Genomic DNA, 16,286 nt, shown 5'->3' with positions numbered 1-16,286 from the left:
CCCGATTCTCCCCTACGCCGTGAGCACGGCGGTCAGGCCCCCCGGATCGCTCAGCGGCCCCAGTAGTTGGGCGCCTCGACCGTCATCCGGATGTCGTGCGGGTGGCTCTCCTTCAGCCCGGCGGGAGTGATCCGCACGAACTTCCCCCGCTCCTGCAGCTCGGGCACCGTCCGTGCACCGACGTAGAACATCGACTGCCGCAGCCCGCCGATCAGCTGGTGCGCGACGGCCCGGAGCTGCCCGCGGTAGGGCACCTGCCCCTCGATGCCCTCGGGGACGAGCTGGTCGTCGGAGGGGACGTCGCCCTGGAAGTAGCGGTCCTTGGAGTAGGAGCGGTTCTTGCCCCGGGAGCTCATCGCGGCCAACGAGCCCATGCCGCGGTAGGTCTTGTACTGCTTGCCGTTGATGAACACCAGGTCGCCCGGGCTCTCCTCGCAGCCGGCGAGCAGCGAGCCGAGCATCACCGACTCCGCACCGGCGACCAGCGCCTTGGCGATGTCGCCGGAGTACTGCAGCCCGCCGTCGCCGATCACGGGTACGCCGGCCTGCTTGGCGGCACGGGCTGCCTCGTAGATCGCGGTGACCTGCGGCGCACCGACCCCGGCCACCACCCGGGTCGTACAGATCGAGCCCGGCCCGACGCCCACCCGCACACCGTCCGCGCCGGCGTCGACGATCGCCTGCGCGCCCGCCCGGGTGGCGACGTTGCCGCCGATCACGTCCACGTGCGCCGCGGCCGGATCGGCCTTGAGCTGACGGATCATGTCGAGCACGCCGGAGGTGTGGCCGTGCGCGGTGTCCACGATCAGCAGGTCGACGCCGGCCTCGACCAGGGTCATCGCCCGCTTCCAGCCGTCGCCGAAGAAGCCGACCGCCGCGGCCACCCGCAGCCGGCCGGTGTCGTCCTTGGTGGCGTGCGGGAACTGGTCGCGCTTGACGAAGTCCTTCAGGGTGATCAGGCCCTGCAGCCGCCCGGCCTTGTCGACCAGCGGCAGCTTCTCGATCTTGTGCTTGTGCAGCAGGCCCATCGCCTCGTCAGCGGAGATGCCGACCACGCCGGTGACCAGCGGCATCGGCGTCATGATGTCGCGGACCAGGCGGGAGTGGTCGCTCTCGAACCGCATGTCGCGGTTGGTGACGATGCCGAGCAGCTCCTGGTCGCGCCCGACGACGGGCACACCGGAGATGCGGTACTGCCCGCAGATGGCGTCCGCCTCGCCGATGGTGGCGTCCGGGCCGATGGTGATCGGCTGGGCGACCATGCCGGCCTCGGAACGCTTGACCAGGTCGACCTGCTGGGCCTGGTCCTCGACGGAGAAGTTGCGGTGGAGTACGCCGATGCCGCCCTGGCGCGCCATGGCGATCGCCATCCGGGCCTCGGTCACGGTGTCCATCGGACTGGACAGCAACGGGATCCGCACACTGATCCGGCGGGAGATCCGACTGGTGGTGTCGATTTCGTTGGGAATGACGTCGGACTCGCCTGGCAGCAGCAGGACGTCGTCGTAGGTCAGGCCGAGGGTGGAGAAGGGGCCGGTGACGTCGCCGTCTTCTGCCCGGGGATCAAGATTCATGCTTCCTCCGGTCGCGAGCGTCCCTTCATGCTAGCGAGGGTTCCGAGTGGGCCCACTGCGCGGGGCCGGTGTGTCATATGCGGCATTTCCCGTACGCCCGGAGTTGCGGCGTCACGGGCTCTGCGGCACCGGTGGAGCCGCGGGCGGGTGCCGTGGGATCCACCGGCCCATCAGGACCGCGCCGACCAGGCCCACCCCGCCCATCAGGAGCACGGCCGGGCCGAGCGCCACCGAGGCGCTCACCGCGCCGATCACCAGTGGGCCCGCGCTGTTGCCGGCGTCCGCGCACAGCCGCCAGGCGCCGAGGAACGCCGTCCGCCCGACCGGCGGGGACACGTCGGCGCCGAGGGTCATGATGATGCCGCTGCCGATGCCGTTCCCGAACCCCATCAACACGGCGACCCCGGCCAGCGTCACCGCGTGGTGGGTCATCGGCAGCAGCAGGTGGGCGAGTCCGAGAATCACCATCGAGGGCACCGCCACGAACGCCCTGCCCCTGCGGTCCATCACCCGCCCGGCCGGATAGAACAACAGCATGTCCACCGAGCCGGCGATCCCGAAGATCAGGCTGGTGGACGCGGCGTCCAGGCCGATGGAGTCCGCCCACAGCGGGATCACCACCTGACGCGACGCCCGGACCGCACCCACCAGCAGGGCGCCCATGCCGAGGGTGCGCAGAACGCTCGCGTGGCTGCGGGCCACGTCGATGGTGCGGACCGGGCCGCCGGGCTGCGCGGCTCTGCCCTCGTGGGCGGGCTCGGGCAGGGCCAGCAGGAGAAGCCCGGCGAGCACCGCGGTGGCGGCGTGCAGTCCGTACGCCCCGTCGGTCCCCCACACCCGGACCGCGAGCGCGCCGAGGAACGGCCCGGCGAACATGCCGATCCGCTGCACCCCGCCGAGGGTGGACATGGCCCGGGCCCTCAGGTGGAACGGCACCACCTCCGCGAGGTACGCCTGCCGGGCGAGGCCCCACACCGCTCCGGCGAGACCGGTGCAGAAGATGCCCAGCGCGAGCAGCCACTCGGTGGAGGCCAGCATGCAGGCGCCGAGCGCGCCGACCACCAGAGCGGACGCGGCCAGCATCGCCCGGCGTTCGCCGATCCGCCCGGCCAGCGCTCCCGCCGGCAGGTCCCCGACGAGCTGGCCGACGCCGGCGGCGGCCACGACCAGGCTGGCGGAGCCGACGGAGGCTCCGAGGTCGCGGGCGGACAGCGCCACGATCGGCGCGATGGCGCCCTGCCCCACGCCGTAGAGCAGGGACGGCAGGTACACCCGCACACCGAGGGACCTGAGGGTGACCTGGGTGGACATCAGACCTATTGTCGCCGATTCCGGGTTCGGGCGATTCGCGCGGGTCGGCGCCGTGAACGCCCGCCGGAGCGACAGCGGCCGAGGGGCCGGGACTCCTCCGCGGAGGTGTCCCGGCCCCTCGGCCGTCACATGCTGCCCGGCGTACGCCGGTGTCAGCTGGAGTCAGCCGGTCTCAACCGGCTGCCGGATCAGTGACCGTGGCCGTGGCCGTGGCCCTGTCCGGCGGCCTCCTCGGCCTCCTCCGGCTTGTCGACGACGAGCGTCTCGGTGGTGAGCAGCATCGCCGCGATGGACGCCGCGTTGGCGAGCGCCGACCGGGTCACCTTCACCGGGTCGATGACGCCCTGGCCGATCAGGTCACCGTACTGGCCGGTAGCGGCGTTGTAGCCCTTGCCGGGGCCGTTCTCGCGGACCTTCTCCACGACGACGTAGCCCTGGGCGCCGGCGTTCTCGGCGATCCAGCGCAGCGGCTCACGGACGGACTGGCGTACGAGTTCCACACCGATCTTCTCGTCACCGGTCAGCTCGGACAGGTTGTCGAGCGCCGTCGCGGCGTGCACGAGGGCGGCGCCACCGCCGGTGACGATGCCCTCCTCGATCGCTGCCCGGGTCGCCGACACGGCGTCCTCGATGCGGTGCTTCTTCTCCTTGAGCTCGACCTCGGTGGCCGCGCCGACCTTGATCACGCACACGCCGCCGGCCAGCTTCGCGAGCCGCTCCTGCAGCTTCTCGCGGTCCCAGTCGGAGTCGGTGTTCTCGATCTCGGCCCTGATCTGGGAGACGCGGGCGGCCACGTCCTCGGCGGAGCCGCCGCCGTCGATGACCGTCGTGTCGTCCTTGGTCACCGTGACCCGGCGGGCGGTGCCGAGCACCTCGAGGCCGACCTGGTCGAGCTTGAGCCCGATCTCGGGCGCGACGACCTGGCCACCGGTGAGAGCGGCGAGATCCTCGAGCATGGCCTTGCGGCGGTCACCGAACCCCGGAGCCTTGACGGCCACCGAGTTGAAGATGCCGCGGATCTTGTTGACCACGAGGGTGGCCAGGGCCTCGCCCTCGACGTCCTCGGCGATGATCACCAGCGGCTTGCCCGCCTGGACGACCTTCTCCAGCAGCGGGAGCAGGTCGGCCATCGAGGAGATCTTGCCCTGGTGGATCAGGATGTACGCGTCGTCCAGGACGGCTTCCTGGCGCTCGGCGTCGGTCACGAAGTTCGGCGAGATGAAGCCCTTGTCGAACTGCATGCCCTCGGTGAGCTCGAGCTCGGTGCCCAGGGTGTTGGACTCCTCGACGGTGATCACACCGTCCTTGCCCACCTTGTCGAAGGACTCGGCGATCAGCTGGCCGATCTGCGCGTCCTGCGCGGAGATGGTGGCCACGTGGGCCATCTCCTCCCGGGTGTCGACCGACTTGGCCTCGTCCAGGAGGAACGTGTTGATCGTCTCGACCGCGCGGTCGATGCCCTTCTTCAGCACCATCGGGTTGGCGCCGGCGGCGACCGCCCGCAGCCCGACGTGCACCATCGCCTGGGCGAGCACCGTCGCGGTGGTGGTGCCGTCACCGGCGATGTCGTTGGTCTTGGTGGCGACTTCCTTGACGAGCTGGGCGCCGAGGTTCTCGAACGGGTCCTCGAGCTCCACCTCACGGGCGACCGTCACACCATCGTTGGTGATGGTGGGAGCGCCCCACTTCTTGTCGATGACGACGTTGCGGCCCTTGGGGCCCAGCGTCACCTTCACGGTGTTCGCGAGGGCGTCGACGCCACGCTCGAGGGCGCGCCGTGCGTTCTCGTCGAACTCCAGGATCTTCGGCATGGGTGTAAATGTCCTTCCACGACGCCCTACCGGGTGTGCCGGCGGTGGCCGGGCCCGGCTGGTGCCGGTCGTCAGTCGTCCGTCGAACGTGTACGTCTGGGGCCGCCCGTGACCAGGTCCGTGGACCTGAGGTCAGGCGGCACGAGCCGGCGGCAGGAGGGCGGTGGCGACGCGACCACTCGGTCGCGACCAGGTGGTCGCGGGTCGCGCCCGCCGGGGGATCCGGGCGCGGGGCCCGCCCTCCTGCCGGGGCGTTGGCCTACTTCTCGACGACGGCGAGGACGTCGCGCGCGGAGAGGATGAGGAACTCCTCGCCGCTGTACTTCACCTCGGTGCCGCCGTACTTGCTGAAGATCACCTTGTCGCCGACAGCGACGTCGAGCGGGACCCGGTTGCCGTTGTCGTCGATGCGACCTGGACCGACCGCGACGACTTCGCCCTCCTGGGGCTTCTCCTTCGCGGTATCGGGAATCACCAGACCCGACGCGGTTGTCTCTTCGGCGTCGAGGGTCTTGATGACGATGCGGTCCTCGAGCGGCTTGATGGAGACCGACACTACTGACCTCCCCCTTCACGGGATGTCACGGTGAACACGAGTTCGTGAGTTGTTTTCACCTGTGGAGCAACGCTGGCGAGCCGTCGTCGCGGTGCCGGCCGCCTCGTCGCGGGCTGTTGCTGGCACCCTAAGGTCGAGAGTGCCAAGGCCGAATCTATGCGGTTGTTAGCACTCGGTCAACCTGAGTGCCAGGCGGGTCGGAACGGAATCCGAAGAACCGCGACCTCGTGACGGCAGCCGGCGGGACTGGACCGACGAAGGAGCGGAGCAGCCGATGGACCTCGAGGTGTTCCGGGCGCTGCGCGGACCCGCCGGCCGGGCCCTGCTCGCCGAGGCCCAGACGGCCTACGACGAGCGCGCCGCGATCAGCCTCGCCACCCGGCTGCGCCGCGACCACCCCGCCGACCTGGTGGCCGCCGCACTCACCCAGGCGGCCCTGCGCCGCCGGGCCCGGGCCAAGTTCGGTGCCGACGCGGACCGGATGTTCTTCACCCGCGACGGACTGGAGCAGGCGACCACCTCCGGGGTGGCGGCGTACCGCGCCGAGCGGATCGCGGCCGTCCTCGGGGGCGAAGGCAGCTCCGCGGGCGGCTTGGCGGGCGGCTCCACGAGCCCGGCGGAAGCCGCGCGGGTGGCCGACCTGTGCTGCGGCATCGGCGGGGACCTGCTGGCGCTGGCCCGGGCCGGCCTGGCCGTGACCGGGTTCGACCGGGACCCGCTGACCGCTGAGATCGCCCGAGCCAACCTGGCCGAAGTGGCCAACCTGGCCGACGTGGTCAACCTGGCCGACCCGGCCGGCACGTCCGGTCCGGCACGTGCCCAGGTGGAGGTGGTCGACGTCACCGGCGTGGACCGTTCGCCCTACGCCGGGGTGGTGGCCGATCCGGCCAGGCGTTCGGGCCGGGGCAGGGTCTTCGATCCGGCCGACTATTCCCCGCCCTGGTCCTTCGTGACCGACCTGCTCACCGGCACCGCCTGCGTCAAGACGGCGCCGATCATCCCGCACGCCCTGGTTCCGGCCGACGTGGAGGCGGAGTGGATCAGCGAGGGCCGGGAGGTGAAGGAGGCGGCGCTGTGGTCCGGTGCCCTCCGGTCGCGCGCCGAGACGTCCGGCGCACCCGTACGCCGGCGCGCCACCGTGCTGCCGGCGGCGGCCTGCCTCACCGACGCGGACGACCCGGGCGAGGCACCGGTCAGCGAGCCGCTCGGCTTTGTCTACGAACCCGACGGCGCGGTGATCCGCGCCGGGCTGGTGACCGCGGTGGCGCCGCTGGTCGACGGCTCGCTGCTGCACCCGAAGATCGCCTACCTCACCTCCGACCGGTGGGTGCCGACGCCGTTCGCCACCGCGTACCGCGTCGAGGAGGTTCTGCCCTACGACGTGAAGGTGCTCAAACGCGCCCTGCGCACTCGCGACGTCGGTGCGCTGACCGTGAAGAAGCGCGGCGTGGACGTCGACCCCGACGTGCTCCGCAAGCGCCTCGCCCCGCGCGGCTCGACCGCGGCGACGCTGCTGGTGACCAGGACGGCCGGCGGCAGCGTCGCCCTTCTGGTGACGCCGCTGGTGAGCCCGCCGGTGGCGCCGCCGGCCTCGTGAGGGGCGTACCGCCGGGCCAACGCCGCGGCGAGTGGGCCGGGCGCACGCGTTAGTGTCGCTTCGCGGAAGGAATCGTACGAACCGCCCAGCGGTCCGTCGGAGACCCGCGAACCAAGCATGACGAAGGCGGACGCAGCGGCGGACGCGTCGACCGAGCGGAAGGACCTCCATGGCCAAGGAAGCGATCCGGACCGACCAGGCACCCAACCCGGCCGGTGCCTACTCCCAGGGAGTCGTGGCCAACGGTTTTCTCTACACCGCGGGCTTCGGCCCGGCCGACCCGAAGACCGGCAAGCTCGTGGAGGGCGGTGTCGCCGAGCAGACCGCCCAGGTGATGCGCAACGTCGCCGCGGTGCTCGCCGAGCGAGGGCTCACCTTCGCCGACGTGGTGAAGGCGACCGTGCATCTCGCCGACCTGGCCGACTTCGCGGACTTCAACCGGGTGTACGAGTCGTTCCTCGAGGAGCCCTACCCCGTGCGCACCACGGTGGGGTCCCAGCTGAACAACATCCTGGTGGAGATCGACGTCGTGGCCGCACTGCGGTCCTGACCCACCCTGCCTCGCACGCCGAACCGGCCCGCGATCTCGTTTCCGAGAGGCGGGCCGGTTCTCGCGTGGGTGGTGTGCGTACCGACGGCGGATCCGCTACCGGCAGTGCTGCGCGGGCAGGTCACCCACGTGCACGGGAAGCCGGCCGTGGCCGCGGGCCTTCCCGGTCAGCACGTCGACGAGTGCGTGGAACGCTTCCGGCGTACGTCCATACAACCCGATCCGCGCGTTCGTGGCGGAGCTGCGCGCCAGGCCGTACGGCGTGTCCAGGGCGACGACCACCGCGCCCGAGCCGGCCTCACCCCGGCCCAGCAGGTGTACGACGTCACCGCCCTCGCCCACCGTCAAGCCTGCCTTGCGGGCGGCCTCGGTGAGCCGGGCACGGTCGGTGGACCGGCCACCCACGACACTGATCCGCTCACCGACCAGGCGGCCTTCACACCTGCCCGACACCACGGTGAGTCCCTGCAGCGAGGCAGCGTAGGAGACGTCCTTCGCACCACCGAGTTCGACCTGCGACGGCGTCTTCTGTGCCGTCGACCCCGCGTGCAGCATCAACGCGACCGAACGCGCGGCGGCCTCGTCAAGGCGCGCTTGCGGCAGTCGGCCCGAACGCAGCGCCGCCAGAACCGCGTCGTGCGTCTTCGCCGCACTGGCCGGAAGCAGGAGGACGTCGGCACCGGCGAGCAGGGCACGCACGCCGGCCTCGGCGCTGCCGTACTTGTTCGCCACCCCGGCCATCTCCAGCGCGTCGGTGAACACCGCGCCCTGGAAGCCGAGCTGCTTGCGCAGGATGCCGTCGATCATCGGCTTCGACACCGACGCAGGTGTGCCAGGGTCGACCGCGCGCACGTCGATGTGGGCGACCATGACCGCCGACGCGCCGTCGTCGACCGCCGCGGCGAACGGCACCAGGTCGCGGCGCTTCAGCGTGTCCAGGGAGGCGTGCTGGACCGGCAGGCTGACGTGGCTGTCCGCGGGGACGCTGCCGTGGCCGGGAAAGTGCTTGGGAACCGACAGGATCCCGGCGTCGGCGTACCCCCGCAAGGAGCCCTTGACGATGGCGGAGACTTCCTCGGGGTCGTCCCCGGCGGAGCGGCTGGCGATGGTCGGGTCGTCCGGACCCGTCGTCACGTCGGCGTCGGGCGCGAAGACCATGGTGAAGCCGAGCTCGCGGAGCTCCTCCCCGCTGGCCCGGGCCACGCGGCGGGCGAGCTTCGGGTCGCGGGCGGCACCGAGCGTCATGTACGACGGGAACTCCGTCAACGGCTCCTTGATCCTTGCGACCGGTCCGCCCTCCTGGTCCACACCGACCAGCAGCGGCCAGGTGCGCCCTTCCTTGCGGGCCTCCGCGTGCAAGGCGGCGTTGACAGAACGCACCTGGGCGAGTGAGGAGATGTTGTATCCCATCACGATCACGCCACCGACGTGGTACTTGCGCAGTGACTCGATCGGCGCTTCGGTGCCCTGGAAACCGGCCACGATCACCTGGCCGGCCTTCTGGCTCGCGCTCATGCCCGCGACGATCTGCTGGGCGCGATGCCACTCCGCCTTCGTCGGCCCCCACGCCAGCGCTGACGTGTCCGGCCTCGCCACCCGCGTGGGCGTGTCCCGGCTCGGGCCGCTCGCCGGGTTGGTCTTCTGATCCTTCCGGGCACCGTGGTCCGCGCCTCCGGCCGCGCCACGGTCACCGCCGTCGCCGGCTCCACCACAGGCAGTGGCCATGATCAGCAGGAGTGCGAGCACGACGGCGCGGGCCGTCCTCGGTCGCCATCGGCGTAGGAGCATCCGGTCATGGTGCCAAACCTCCGTAGGGCCCGCCGGCCCTACCGCCGGCATTGAAGAATCAGGTGAGTTCGTGGCCACCGACGATTGTGGACACCCGCCCCGCCCCGCCGTTCGCCCGGGGTCTCACCGCGCGGTGACGCGGAGCGGGATCGACGGGCTGACACCACCGCCGGTGAGGGTGGCGCTCGCCCAGAAGGCGACCGGTCCCGAACTCGCCGAACCGGGCCGCACCCGCCAGGTGGCCCGGACGACGCCTCCGGTGGAGAGCCCGCCGAAGTCGGTGGCGCCGGACACCGGCGTCACCGCCCAGTCAGCCGGCAGACCGGCCGGCGCCAGCGTTCCCGCCACCGTTCCCTGACCGCTCCCGGTCGTCCCTCTGGCCGTCTCCGGCTGGGCAACCGCGGGGATGATGACGGGATGACGGCGATCCCACCGGCGGCGGAGGAGGTCGACCTGACGGTGGCGCGGGCGCTGTGGGCGGCCGGCGACCCGGTGGTCGACGTACGAAGTCCGACGGAGTACGCCGCCGGCCACGTCGAGGGCGCGGTGAACGTCCCGCTGGACCGGCTGCCGTTCCTCCTCGCCACCCTGCCACCCGGCCAGGTGCTGACGGTCTGTTCGCTGGGCAACCGCTCACGCCAGGGTGCGGAGCGGCTGGCTCGTCTCGGCCGGCCGGCGGTGTCCCTGCGTGGCGGCACCAAGGCCTGGGCTGCGGCCGGCCTGCCCACCCGAACCGGCACCGAACCCGGCGAACGCACCCGTCCCCGCCGCTCGCCGGTGTCCCGTTGGTGGCGCCGCGGTCGTGGGTCCCGCGGGGACGGCGACTGAACGACGTGTGTGCTCGGCCTGTTCGTGCTCGGGTTCGGCTGAGCCCGCTCGGGACCGGGCCACCTATCCTGGGTGGACGACGCAGCGGAACCCGACGTGGCAGGCCGCGGTGGCGGAGTCGCTCGGCTGCCGGGCCGCCGGGCGGTACCGCAGGCAGAACGTCGGGGAGCAGAGATACGACCCGCCCTTGACCACCCTGAGCACGCGGTCTCCGCTTGCCGTTTCCTCGGTGGCAGTCTCGGCGCCGCTGCCCGGCTCGGCGTCGGCGGCGGCCGTGCGCTGTCGAGGGAGCGGCACGGACCCGTCGGGGCGTGCGAGGAGGGGTACGCAGACCGCCTTGGCCGCACGGTCCGGCTCCGGCGCGCGGTAGAGGTCCCTGGTCCACTCCCACACGTTGCCGGTCATGTCCAGCAGGCCGTACCCGTTGACCGGGAACAGCCCGGCCGGTGACGTCCGCCGGTACGGGCCGAGCCCCGCGTGGCGCCACGGGAAGTCGCCCTGCCAGATGTTGGCCATCAGGCGCCCGCGCGGGCTGAAGTCGTTCCCCCAGGCGTAGACCGCACCGTCCAGCCCACCGCGCGCGGCGTACTCCCACTCGCTCTCGGTCGGAAGCTGCTTGCCCGACCAGGCGGCGTACGCCTCGGCGTCCTCGTAGGCGACGTGCGTCACCGGGTGGCGTTCGCGTCCGTGCGGGGCGCTGCCGGGGCCTTCGGGCCGACGCCAGGACGCGCCCGGAACGTAGGACCACCAGCTACCCCAGTCGGACAGGTCAACCGGACCCGGCGTGGGGTGGAAGACCAGCGAGCCCGGCCTCGCCAGTCTGGGGTCCATACCTTCCACATCGTCCGGACCGTCCGCACCGGGAGGGCGGCGCTCGTCGAGTTCGCGTTCGGCGACCGTGACGTAGCCGGTGGCCCGTACGAACCTGCGGAACTCCGACACCGTGACCGGGTGCTCGTCCATCCAGAAGCCGGCCACCTCGACCGTGCGGACCGGGCGCTCCTCGGGGTAGAAGTCGTCGCTGCCCATCGCGAAAGTGCCGCCGGGCACCCACACCATCCGCCTGCCGGGACGGGCACTGGTCCGGCTCCTCGGCCGGGTCGAGGACCCGCTTCGGTGCCGGCCGGCGAGTTGAGACGTGGGCTGAGGCCTGTCGTGAGCGTTGGGCTGAAGGGTGGTGTGCCCCCTGACCCGGCCTGGCGCCCGTCCGCCGGGCTGGTCTCCGGGAACGACGCCGGATCCCGTCGCGGAAGGAGTGGTCATGGCGGCTCCGGTCGGCTGTGGCGCGTTCCCTACCCGCCTCCTATCCGCTGCTCCGGCCCGCCAATCGTACGACCGGGATCCACGCCGCAACGGGCGCAAGAACGCCTTGACACCGGGTCGGGCACACGGTCACCGGCAACCGGGACGAACGAGACGATCACCCCGAGCCGGAATCAACCGTACGAAAGGGAAACGCCGACTCAGGGAACGCCGACTCAGCCGACGTCAGCCGGCGACGGTCGTGACCGGAAGCGAGGAGTCGGCCACCAGGTCCAGCCGGGACGCGGTGCGTCCGCGGGCCAGCATCTGGGCACCCAGCGCCGCGACCATGGCGCCGTTGTCCGTGCACAGCTTGGGCCGCGGCACCCGCAGCCGGATCCCGGCCGCGGCGCAGCGCTCCTCCGCCATCGCCCGCAATCTGGAGTTGGCAGCGACGCCGCCACCGATCAGCAGGTCGTCCACACCCCTGCTGCGGCAGGCGTCCACCGCCTTGCGGGTGAGCACGTCGCACACCGCCTCCTGGAAGGACGCGGCCACGTCGGCCACCGGCACCGGCTCACCGGCACGCTCGCGGGTCTCCACCCAGCGCGCCACCGCCGTCTTCAGGCCGGAGAAGGAGAAGTCGAACCGGTGCCGCGCAAGGTCACGTTGACTGGTCAGCCCGCGCGGGAAACGGACGTACGCCGAGTCGCCGGCCTTGGCCTCCCGGTCGACGTACGGCCCACCGGGGAACGGCAGCCCCAGCAGCCTGGCCACCTTGTCGAACGCCTCGCCGGCCGCGTCGTCGACCGTGGAGCCGAGCGGGTCGACGGTGTCGGTGACGTCCTCGACCAGCAGCAGGGAGGAGTGGCCGCCGGACACCAGCAAAGAGACACACGGCTCGGGCAGCGGGCCGTGTTCGAGGGTGTCCACCGCGACGTGCGCGGCCAGGTGGTTGACGCCGTACAGCGGCTTGCCCAGACCGAGCGCCAGCGCCTTCGCCGCCGCGACGCCGACAAGAAGGGCACCGGCGAGACCGGGCCCGCTGGTCACCGAGATCGCGTCCACGTCGGCGAGCCGGACACCGGCCGTCTCGCAGGCCCGGTCCAGCGACGGGATCATCGCCTCCAGGTGCGCCCGGCTGGCGACCTCGGGCACCACGCCGCCGAACCTCGCGTGCTCCTCCAGGCTGGAGGCCACCGCGTCGGCGAGCAGGGTGCCGCCCCGGACAATCCCGACACCCGTCTCATCGCACGACGTTTCGATGCCCAGCACCAGCGGTTCGTCGCTCACGCGACCACCTCGGCGTCGTCCACGTTCACACCACACTCGTTCACACACAGCACGACCGCGAGCCTAGCCCGCCGTCGTGGCGGGCCGAACTCGCGGTCGGCGTTCGTTGCTGCGGTCGTACGGTCAGATCGTGTGCTGGTCGGGGTTGGTCCAGAACCACGTCTCCGGGTCGTAGACCGCGGGCGTCGGGTGGATCCAGGGTGCGGCGAACCCGCCCATGGCCAGCTCGTTGCGCGCGGGGACGTTCTTCATGTCCTCGTGCACGAGGAGGATGTACGGCGTGTTCGCCACGACGCCGAGCAGGTACGGCCCGTCGGTGATGTGGATCTTCACCATCTCCCACACGAGCTGGTGGCGCTTCAGCTCGTCCGGCTCGACCTTGGTCTGGTCGTAGATCTTCCACAGCTTGGCGACCGGGCCGCCCGGCTCGGCGTCCATCCGCGGCGGTGTGCGCTTGTACGGGTCGACGTCGAGCTGTTTCTTCTCGTTCGGCCCACCGCGCTGGTTGTAGAACTCACCCTGCAACGGAGCCCAGCGCGAGGACTCCATCGGCACCAGCCACTGCGGGTAGACCAGGCAGTTGGGCCCGTCGCCGGTCTCCCACGTGGTGTTGGTCATCAGCTTGCCGAAGCGCCACTGGTCGCCGAACCCGTCCGGCGGGACCGGGTTGAGCCGGGTGTCGATCCCGATCGCGTCCCAGTCCTTCTTGAGCAGGTTGTTCTTGTGCTGGTGCTCCGGAGCGGTGTCGGCCTGGTAGTCCAGCCGGACGACGAGCTTGGAGCCGTCGGGCATCTCCCGCTTGCCGTCGCCGTCCTTGTCCACCACGCCGATCTCGTCGAGGATCTTCTTGGCCAGCTCGGGGTCGTACTTGATGTAGCTGTCCCGCCACGACTTGTAGACCTTCTTGCCCTCGTCGTTGACGTGGAACTCGATCGCCTTCGGGCTCATCGTCCCGGTGGTGAGCTCACCGGTGTTGTAGTAGACGGCCTTCTGCACCTCGGCCCGGTTGTACGCGTGGGACAGGGCCTGGCGGAACTTCGCGTTCCGGATCAGCTTGCGCATCTTCGGCTCGTAGTAGTCCTGGTTGAAGAACACCAGCGAACCGCTGCCGTCACCGGCGTCCCACAGGAGCACCGCGAGCTTGGTCTTGGCCTGCGACTGCTTGAGCGAGGAGATGTCGCTGAGGAACAGCGAGGTGAACCCGCCGAAGAGGAAGTTCAGCTTTCCCTCGACGGCCTGCAGCTTCTGCACCTCGGGGTTCTGGACGACGTTGAAGTTCAGCGCGTCGAGGTAGGGAAGCTGGGCACCGTCGGGCGAGACGCACCAGTAGTACGGGTTGCGCTCGTAGACGACCCGGCGGCCGTCCTTGTACGACTGGCACTTCCAGCCGGTCATCACCGGGCACTCGGGGTTGCGGTACCACGCCCGCTTCTGGTCGAACTGGCCCTTGTCGGTGGCCCAGTCCTTGCCCACTGACTTGTTGTACTTCGGGTGCCACTTCTTGAGGTAGTGCTTGGGCTCCATCCAGCCCGGCCCGTTGCCGCGGTTGACCCACATGGCCAGCCGGTCGGCGGTCAGCGGCGCGGGCGCGTCGAACTTCATCGAGATGGTCAGCGCGTCCGGCGCCGTCATCGTCATCACGGTGCCCTTGCCCGAGCGCGCCTCGTCCGGCGGGACCTCACTGTGCTCGGTGTTGAGGACCATGTCGGTCCACCAGAACATGATGTCCTCGGTCGACCACGGGTGTCCGTCGGACCACTTCAGCCCCTCGCGGAAGTGCAGCGTCCACTCGGTGGCGTCGGCGTTGGACTCCCACGACTCCACCAGGCCCGGGCCGATGTCCTGGCCGTCGTTGAGCCAGCGCAGTAGGGAGTGGCCGTACATGAACTCCGCATGGGTGGTGGAGTCGCTGGCGGAGGTGACGGTGCTGATCACACCGCCGTACTTCCCGGGCTGCAGCCAGTTGTGGGGTACGACGTAGGGGTGCTTGGGCAGCCGCTCCTCGAGCTTGGGCAGCTTGCCGGCCTGCACCAGCTTGGCGAGCTCCGGCGACTCCTTCAGCTTCGCCGGTGCCGCGACCGGCTTGACGCGGGAGCCCTTGCGGACCTGCGAGGTCGGCTTGCCGCCGCCCTTCGGGCCGCCGCTCTCGGTCTTGTTGTCGCCGCCCGAACACCCCGCGAGGACCACGCTGCCGGCCGCGACCGCGGACAGGTGCAGCAGGGCGCGGCGGCTCAGGCCGAGTCGGTCGTTCATGGTTCCCTCCCGACCGGCGGTACACCTCACCAAGAGCCGCCGGCGTCCAACGCACGGCGAAAGCGTGCGAGCAATCGATTTCCCGCATGAACGTAAGAGTTGATCACCGGCGGGTCAAGGGATGTGGGCTAGATCGTCCGGGACCGGCAACCGGGCTTTGTCCGGGCGACGGCTGCGGGCGCTCCCGGGGCCGCCCGCCGATCCGTCGACCGGCGGGCTACCACTCCGGCGGGAAGCCAGTCAGCGGGGAGCTAGTCCAGCGGGGCGAGCCGGAGCACCAGGGCGTCGGCCACCCCGTGGTAGTAGCCGCGCCGCCGGGCGATCTGCTCGAACCCGATCGCCTCGTACATCGCCAGCGCGGCGGCGTTGTCGTGGCGTACCTCCAGCAATGCCTCCGCACAGCCGCGGTCCCGGGCCTGCGCGAGCAGCGCGTCCAGCAGCGCCCGCCCGATCCCCTCCCGGCGGCGGTCCGGTCGTACGGCGATGCGTTGGACGTCGGCCGTGGCCGCGACCGCGAGCAGGGAGGCGTACCCCGCGATCGTGGTCTCGCCGGTGCCGGTGACGGTGTCGGCGCCGGTGCCCCAGCAGGTGTCGATCTCCGCGATGTCGGCGACGTCGGCGACGTCGGCGCTGTCGGCGCTGTCGGCGGACGTGTCGGCGTCCTCGGCGACAAGGACGCACCTGGTGTCGGGTACCCCGGCGAGCTCGCCCTCCAGTGCCTGTTCGCCCCAGGCGTCCCGGCCGAAGCAGGCCGTCTCCAGCGCGCGCAACCTCGCGAGGTCCGCGGGACGAGCCGGCCGGATGGCGATCACGTCGGGACCCGGTCCTCGCGTGCGGTCAGGACGCGCTTGCCACGGGTGCGGGGCTCGACCGCGTCGGGGCGGCGCAGATACATCGGAGTCGCTGGTACGACCTTCGCCGCACCGGAGACCACCAGTTCGGCCAGCACGGCGGCGTCGGGGTCCATGGGACCGGCCGCCGTCGGGAACGCCGCGGGGTACAGCGTCGCACCGCGCCCGACCACGGGGTCGGCGGTGGCGAGGACGTCCGGCCGGTCCACGAGGGGACCGTCGACGCGGGTGTGCCGGTCGGCGTACCTCCCCCAGTAGACCTCCTTGCGCCGCGCGTCGGTCGCCACGCAGAACGGCCCGGAATCGACCTCGGCGGCCGCCGCGAGCACGTCGAGCGTGCACACGCCGTGCACCGGAATGTCCAGGACGTGCCCCAGCGTCCGCGCCGTCACCAGGCCCACCCGCAGCCCGGTGAACGGGCCGGGGCCGACGCCGACGGCGACGTCGGTCAGGTCGGTGCGGTCCGCACCGGCCTGGTCGAGCACCGCAGCGATGCCGGGCGCGAGGAGCTCGCCATGTCGCATGGCGTCCACGACCGTGGAGGTCGCCACCACCGACGTCCCGTCGTGGAGCGCGACCGTGATCGCCGGGGTGGCCGTGTCGAACGCGAGGAGCAGCACGTTGGCCAGGCT

General features: G+C 71.3%; 14 protein-coding genes. 3 read left to right on the top strand and 11 right to left on the bottom strand.

Annotation, left to right across the window (positions count from 1 at the left end; genetic code table 11):
- Nucleotides 1–50: 50 nt before the first annotated feature.
- The 4 genes from guaB to groES all read right to left on the bottom strand — a co-directional run bounded on the left by guaB (nucleotide 51) and on the right by groES (nucleotide 5,252).
- Complete coding sequence (guaB, locus tag ABZV93_RS01895) at nucleotides 51–1,574, bottom strand: IMP dehydrogenase (protein WP_354928723.1); 1,524 nt, start codon at nucleotides 1,572–1,574, stop codon at nucleotides 51–53.
- Nucleotides 1,575–1,685: 111 nt separating this feature from the next.
- Nucleotides 1,686–2,885: an MFS transporter gene (locus ABZV93_RS01890; RefSeq protein ID WP_354928720.1), complete on the bottom strand. Its 1,200-nt coding sequence runs from the start codon at nucleotides 2,883–2,885 to the stop codon at nucleotides 1,686–1,688.
- A gap of 188 nt (nucleotides 2,886–3,073) precedes the next feature.
- Nucleotides 3,074–4,696 carry a chaperonin GroEL gene (gene groL / locus ABZV93_RS01885; protein WP_354928717.1) on the bottom strand — a complete coding sequence of 541 codons (1,623 nt, stop codon included), beginning with the start codon at nucleotides 4,694–4,696 and terminating at the stop codon, nucleotides 3,074–3,076.
- A 259-nt stretch (nucleotides 4,697–4,955) separates the two neighbouring features.
- Nucleotides 4,956–5,252, bottom strand: a complete 297-nt coding sequence (gene groES / locus ABZV93_RS01880) for a co-chaperone GroES (RefSeq protein WP_354928714.1) — start codon at nucleotides 5,250–5,252, stop codon at nucleotides 4,956–4,958.
- A gap of 274 nt (nucleotides 5,253–5,526) precedes the next feature.
- Here groES and ABZV93_RS01875 point away from each other — a divergent pair, with 274 nt between their 5' ends.
- Nucleotides 5,527–6,849, top strand: coding sequence for an SAM-dependent methyltransferase (locus ABZV93_RS01875; protein ID WP_354928711.1), 1,323 nt, complete (start codon nucleotides 5,527–5,529; stop codon nucleotides 6,847–6,849).
- Between the two features lie 169 nt (nucleotides 6,850–7,018).
- Nucleotides 7,019–7,399: a Rid family detoxifying hydrolase gene (locus ABZV93_RS01870; RefSeq protein ID WP_354928708.1), complete on the top strand. Its 381-nt coding sequence runs from the start codon at nucleotides 7,019–7,021 to the stop codon at nucleotides 7,397–7,399.
- Nucleotides 7,400–7,495: 96 nt separating this feature from the next.
- On the opposite strand, the gene ABZV93_RS01865 is transcribed toward ABZV93_RS01870, so the two are convergent.
- Nucleotides 7,496–9,187, bottom strand: a complete 1,692-nt coding sequence (locus ABZV93_RS01865; RefSeq protein ID WP_354928705.1) for a glycoside hydrolase family 3 N-terminal domain-containing protein — start codon at nucleotides 9,185–9,187, stop codon at nucleotides 7,496–7,498.
- 123 nt (nucleotides 9,188–9,310) lie between these two features.
- A complete protein-coding gene (locus ABZV93_RS01860) occupies nucleotides 9,311–9,535 on the bottom strand; it encodes a hypothetical protein (RefSeq protein ID WP_354928703.1) in 225 nt (74 codons plus the stop codon).
- Between the two features lie 69 nt (nucleotides 9,536–9,604).
- Here ABZV93_RS01860 and ABZV93_RS01855 point away from each other — a divergent pair, with 69 nt between their 5' ends.
- Nucleotides 9,605–10,015, top strand: coding sequence for a rhodanese-like domain-containing protein (locus ABZV93_RS01855; protein WP_354928700.1), 411 nt, complete (start codon nucleotides 9,605–9,607; stop codon nucleotides 10,013–10,015).
- Between the two features lie 63 nt (nucleotides 10,016–10,078).
- On the opposite strand, the gene ABZV93_RS01850 is transcribed toward ABZV93_RS01855, so the two are convergent.
- The 5 genes from ABZV93_RS01850 to tsaB form a co-directional block, all read right to left on the bottom strand.
- Nucleotides 10,079–11,074, bottom strand: coding sequence for a formylglycine-generating enzyme family protein (locus tag ABZV93_RS01850; protein ID WP_354928697.1), 996 nt, complete (start codon nucleotides 11,072–11,074; stop codon nucleotides 10,079–10,081).
- 429 nt (nucleotides 11,075–11,503) lie between these two features.
- Complete coding sequence (gene tsaD, locus ABZV93_RS01845) at nucleotides 11,504–12,550, bottom strand: tRNA (adenosine(37)-N6)-threonylcarbamoyltransferase complex transferase subunit TsaD (RefSeq protein WP_354928694.1); 1,047 nt, start codon at nucleotides 12,548–12,550, stop codon at nucleotides 11,504–11,506.
- 123 nt (nucleotides 12,551–12,673) lie between these two features.
- Nucleotides 12,674–14,803 carry an ABC transporter substrate-binding protein gene (locus ABZV93_RS01840; RefSeq protein WP_354928691.1) on the bottom strand — a complete coding sequence of 710 codons (2,130 nt, stop codon included), beginning with the start codon at nucleotides 14,801–14,803 and terminating at the stop codon, nucleotides 12,674–12,676.
- A gap of 251 nt (nucleotides 14,804–15,054) precedes the next feature.
- Nucleotides 15,055–15,615 carry a ribosomal protein S18-alanine N-acetyltransferase gene (gene rimI / locus ABZV93_RS01835; protein ID WP_354928688.1) on the bottom strand — a complete coding sequence of 187 codons (561 nt, stop codon included), beginning with the start codon at nucleotides 15,613–15,615 and terminating at the stop codon, nucleotides 15,055–15,057.
- Nucleotides 15,612–16,274, bottom strand: a complete 663-nt coding sequence (gene tsaB, locus ABZV93_RS01830; protein ID WP_354928685.1) for a tRNA (adenosine(37)-N6)-threonylcarbamoyltransferase complex dimerization subunit type 1 TsaB — start codon at nucleotides 16,272–16,274, stop codon at nucleotides 15,612–15,614. The genes rimI and tsaB overlap by 4 nt, the downstream gene beginning before the upstream one ends.
- Between the last annotated feature and the right edge of the window lie 12 nt (nucleotides 16,275–16,286).

The organism is Actinopolymorpha sp. NPDC004070, from assembly GCF_040610475.1.
Taxonomy (GTDB): domain Bacteria; phylum Actinomycetota; class Actinomycetes; order Propionibacteriales; family Actinopolymorphaceae; genus Actinopolymorpha.
Note: the sequence above shows the minus strand (reverse complement) of the source record. Positions and strands in the feature narration are given on the sequence as shown.

Bases quoted from the DNA above. Each gene is read 5' to 3' on its own strand.
- ABZV93_RS01890 (WP_354928720.1), bottom strand. From the start codon at position 2,885: ATGTCCACCCAGGTCACCCTCAGGTCCCTCGGTGTGCGGGTGTACCTG.
- ABZV93_RS01850 (WP_354928697.1), bottom strand. From the start codon at position 11,074: ATGGTGTGGGTGCCCGGCGGCACTTTCGCGATGGGCAGCGACGACTTC.
- ABZV93_RS01870 (WP_354928708.1), top strand. From the start codon at position 7,019: ATGGCCAAGGAAGCGATCCGGACCGACCAGGCACCCAACCCGGCCGGT.
- ABZV93_RS01875 (WP_354928711.1), top strand. From the start codon at position 5,527: ATGGACCTCGAGGTGTTCCGGGCGCTGCGCGGACCCGCCGGCCGGGCC.
- guaB (WP_354928723.1), bottom strand. From the start codon at position 1,574: ATGAATCTTGATCCCCGGGCAGAAGACGGCGACGTCACCGGCCCCTTC.
- groL (WP_354928717.1), bottom strand. From the start codon at position 4,696: ATGCCGAAGATCCTGGAGTTCGACGAGAACGCACGGCGCGCCCTCGAG.
- ABZV93_RS01865 (WP_354928705.1), bottom strand. From the start codon at position 9,187: ATGCTCCTACGCCGATGGCGACCGAGGACGGCCCGCGCCGTCGTGCTC.
- ABZV93_RS01840 (WP_354928691.1), bottom strand. From the start codon at position 14,803: ATGAACGACCGACTCGGCCTGAGCCGCCGCGCCCTGCTGCACCTGTCC.
- ABZV93_RS01855 (WP_354928700.1), top strand. From the start codon at position 9,605: ATGACGGCGATCCCACCGGCGGCGGAGGAGGTCGACCTGACGGTGGCG.